The following is a 3,157-nucleotide window of genomic DNA, read 5'->3' as shown; positions in this document are numbered from 1 at the left end:
AGAATGATCCCGGCTCCCCGACCTCGCATTTGATGCCGCTGCGACCTTGTAATGGCTGCGCCCTTGTGGGCTTCTCGATACTCTCCGCAGTGGGCAATGAGGCGGGGGGCCACTCTACAATCGAAGTCAGAATCACTCTGCTTCCAGGAGCCGGCGGCCTCCCCGGGATCTCACTTGCTGCACCTCCCAACGGAAGGCATCCCTAAGATACAAGGAGCCGATTCATCGGCGATGCTCGTAACGCTACACTCCCCAAAGGTCCGCCAACACTCGCGACCGGAACCAGGGGAAACAATGAAAAGGATGCTCTGCGCGATCGCCCTGGCGATCGTAGCTACCGGCGTGGTCAGTGCGATGGACAATGCGCCAACCACTCCCTTCGACAAGGCCTTGCTCGCACGCGCCGTGCCGGATGATCGGCACGAGGCGGAGATCCTGGCAGCCACCCTGAGAGAGCGAAACCGCCCGCAATCGGCGGACGCTCTCGAGACGTGGCTCACAAGGCGCGATCTGRAACGCGTATTCGGGCGCGCCGTGACGGCGGGCAGCGTCGATGAGGCGATCCGCAGTTCGTTCTCGGATCTGTCCTCACTCAACAGCCTGGCCCTCACAGAACTCGCCCCCCGCTTCCCCATCGACTTTCTCGAAGGCAGTTGGCCTGCCGAGACCGATAGCTCTTACCTGGGCACAGCGACCCGCCTGGCGCCCGGTGTCCTACAGTGGAACAGCCCATTTCCGGGGCGTGCCCCCCAGCGCTTTGACGTGTCCGTACGGATCGGCAACACGATGAACTTTCCCGTCTCGGTGAAAGCGAGGTGGAGCCTGAATGGCTGGATGTTCATTTGTCCTGGTGTAGATATTCCGGCGAATCAGAGCGTCGTTGTGACATGTCTTTCCAACTTGCCGATCAATCTTTCGGATGCACACATCGCCGGAGATCTCATTGCACTGAAGGCTTCGACGGCCCGTGCAAACGTGCTCAGCCGGAGCGTCGTCATTCCTTCGATGGGCTTCAAGATGTGCGTATCGATGTCGGCCGTGGTGGCGTGCGACAACAGCGTTCGCTCCACGCAGTACGTGGACGGTGCGGAGGCTCGCCGGCGAATCGCCACGGCACCCTGTGAGGCCACCGGCGATTGCGGCGATCGTCCGTTGTCCAAGGCCGACGCCGGATCAGCTGCCTACAAGAAGCTCGCGATCCTGGCGGCGCTCTTCGCGGGCATTCTCGGCGTGCGACTCTGGCGGGGAAGCAGTCCGGAAAGTTGGTTGTTCGTTCCCTGGTTGCTTTATGCCATCGCGGGCGTGCTATCGATCATGCTCGCCATCATGGATCCACCCCAACCTGGGCTGGGCGACGGCATAGTCCATGGAGCGATCGGTCAGTTAGCGCTGTTCGCCCTGGCCACCCCCTGGTCGTCGATCATCGTTACGATTCCGGGGAATGGTTCACCCATGGGCCTCCTTACGCTTGCGGTGCTTGCGAACATTCTTTACGGCGCGATCTTAGTGTTCGCCGGTGATCGAAAGCTTTCGTGAGTGATGCCGGTGCCATTTACGCCTAGACGCATTCGCCACCCGGCCTTCACCCCTCCCGGCGCCCCATGAACTCCTCAACCGGAGACCATGCCATGACCCACGACCGCCAGGACGTAAACCACCCCGACCACGGTCAACCCTCGCATCCGGAAACGGCTGAGGAAAAGAAATCGCGTAAGGACAAGGCCAGCGACAACCAGGACCAGGCGCTGGAAGAAACGTTCCCGGCGAGTGACCCGGTATCGCCGTTCGTGCCGGCAAAGGCGCCGGAGTAAGCGCGGCTGGTACTCAACCACCCTCACCGGCGTACATTTCGGGCGCGATCGACGGCCAAAGGGATAGCACCTGGATGACTCGTGCGTCACCCGACTTATTCAGGATGGCCCACACGAGACCCTTTCGACCGAGATCAACGACTTTGTCTGGCCAGTCAGGCAGCTCACCAAGAAAACGCGCCTTTCCGGCGGTGAGGGCAAACACGTGAGTGAGACGGTTACCCTCGCGGTCCTGACCGGTCGCAACAAACAGATATACGCGGCCGCCACCGGAGACAGCTCTCGCGCGGATCAGGGTGCTGCTCGTTATCTTTGTCTTCGGCGACCCGGCATCTCCGTTCTCCAGGGATCGCGTAAGTGCCAGCCTCTCGTCGTTCGACAGGGCTCGAAGCTCCATTGACGTTGAAGGATACGCGGAGACGAGAAAGTACGACTCTGGAGAAGTTGGCGGAGCCGCGGCGACGTCCACCTCGATGCCCTTGCCCTCGTCAAGTACCTCGGATCTGACACACGACGTCTTCCGATTATTGACCCAGACGTCTTTACCCTTCGCGCAGATCTCGGAGAAGGTCTTGCGGGTACGCGGGGTAGTCTCGAAGGAGCGGTAAGCCGTGTGACCGTGCACGACATCCAAGCTCAATGTCAGAAAAGCGCCGTCAACTGCGGAACTTCCAGCAGATTCCGACGCGAAAGTGGAGAGCGTCACGCCGAGGAACGTGATCAAGAAGATCGTGGCTGAGATTCGTGTTTTCTTCATTAGGTTCCCTTCCACGCCCGTTACTGACCCTCTTCACGAAAGTTCACGAATCCGATGGGTGCATGAGAAGCGTATTGCGAGTCGTCGTAGGTGGGAGCACCCCGATTCGCGAGACTGCCCAGGGTGCCATATCCGTTTTGTCCCCAGCAGCGGATACCACCCCCTTCGATGACGGCGCAGCCCTGGTCCACGCCGACACTGATCGCGATGGCGTGTTCAACGCCAGGAATAAGGACCGGGCGATCGAACAGCCGGCACTTGACCCTGCCATCTGTGAGCACGCCGCATGTGTCACCGCCACTGGCGATATCGCGAAAGCCGGTCAGCGGCGCTGTTTTCCTTGGGAGGATGGCGACCGCCTCGCTATCGGGGCGGTATTGCCAACAGGTGATCGATGCATCTCGCAGCAGGGCGCAGTCGCTTCCAACGACCTTCACCGCATCGTGTACGAAGGAAACACGCGTAGGCGGTTCGCTCTTGACGAGGGCTTCCTCCTCGCCGCCCGGGTTGTGAGTCGCAAGGTCACCCCAGCAGACGACGTCCCCACCGGGTACCACGGCACAGTGCCTGGCACGGCACAGTGCCTGGC

At 60.9% G+C, this 3,157-nt stretch carries 4 protein-coding genes; 2 read left to right on the top strand and 2 right to left on the bottom strand.

The genetic code is table 11. The features are described 5' to 3' along the window. Positions 1 to 96: 96 nt before the first annotated feature. Both AC1DSN_RS20545 and AC1DSN_RS20540 read left to right on the top strand, forming a co-directional pair. On the top strand, positions 97 to 1,536 hold the full coding sequence (locus tag AC1DSN_RS20545) for a hypothetical protein (RefSeq protein WP_477332542.1): 1,440 nt from the start codon (positions 97 to 99) through the stop codon (positions 1,534 to 1,536). A 92-nt stretch (positions 1,537 to 1,628) separates the two neighbouring features. Further along, positions 1,629 to 1,811, top strand: coding sequence for a hypothetical protein (locus AC1DSN_RS20540; RefSeq protein ID WP_063572219.1), 183 nt, complete (start codon positions 1,629 to 1,631; stop codon positions 1,809 to 1,811). A 13-nt stretch (positions 1,812 to 1,824) separates the two neighbouring features. Here AC1DSN_RS20540 and AC1DSN_RS20535 read toward each other — a convergent pair whose 3' ends face one another. Then, on the bottom strand, positions 1,825 to 2,568 hold the full coding sequence (locus AC1DSN_RS20535; RefSeq protein ID WP_477332540.1) for a hypothetical protein: 744 nt from the start codon (positions 2,566 to 2,568) through the stop codon (positions 1,825 to 1,827). Between the two features lie 20 nt (positions 2,569 to 2,588). Next, a partial coding sequence (locus AC1DSN_RS20530; protein ID WP_477332538.1) for an RCC1 domain-containing protein occupies positions 2,589 to 3,157 on the bottom strand: 569 nt, incomplete at its 5' end.

Source organism: Luteibacter sp. P4_D7_3 (assembly GCF_056401735.1).
This window is presented reverse-complemented; position numbering and strand designations above follow the sequence as displayed.